The 591-nt window shown below is 64.1% G+C and carries 1 protein-coding gene and 1 pseudogene; both read right to left on the bottom strand.

Annotation, left to right across the window (positions count from 1 at the left end):
* Positions 1-376: hypothetical protein (locus BGIM_RS0100850; RefSeq protein ID WP_029629616.1), on the bottom strand; the 376-nt coding region annotated here is incomplete at its 3' end.
* Positions 373-591, bottom strand: a pseudogene (locus BGIM_RS0100845) (hypothetical protein); the annotation flags it as partial. The gene BGIM_RS0100850 and the pseudogene BGIM_RS0100845, both read right to left, overlap by 4 nt.

Raw genomic sequence — 591 nt, 5'->3', positions numbered from 1 at the left:
CAAGGGAAGCCTTGAGGCTTCCCATCAACTCCCCCATTTCTGTTGCCTCCGCCTCCCGTTGTCCGGGCGGGGCCAGGCAAATCTTCAGGAACGAATACAGGTGCATGCGAGTGACCTGATTCGCCACGCCGTCCAGCCAGATCAAGTCTTTGGCCTCGTCAACCGTGACCGGATGCCCCGAGGCCGTCAGGATCACGGACAGCAGCTTCGCCGCCTCGTATGACGGCATGCCGTTCACCACGCGGACGGCGACGTTGCCGATGTAATCTTTCATCACCAGCTCCGCCGCCTCGATCAGGGCGAACGTGCCGAGCAGTTGGTACTCTTTCCCCGCCAGCGGCAGCGTGTAATGCGGACGGGCCATGTCAAACGTCATGCGGGCCTCGCCAGCGACACGGCGGCGACGGTCAGGCCAGTGGTCACGTCGATGGTGAGAACGACCTGGCCGGAGTTGTTGTTGAAGCGGTTCGGCGGCATCAGGCCGACCACGCACTCGCCGCCGTTCGTTCCGGAGCCGGGGATGGTGATGGTCTCGGTGGTGTCCGCCGAGCTGATCGTGCCGAAGCCGGGCACGGTCGTGGCAACACCCGT

The sequence above is a fragment of the Zavarzinella formosa DSM 19928 genome, assembly GCF_000255705.1.
In the GTDB taxonomy this organism is placed as follows: Bacteria; Planctomycetota; Planctomycetia; order Gemmatales; family Gemmataceae; genus Zavarzinella; species Zavarzinella formosa.
Note: the sequence above shows the minus strand (reverse complement) of the source record. Positions and strands in the feature narration are given on the sequence as shown.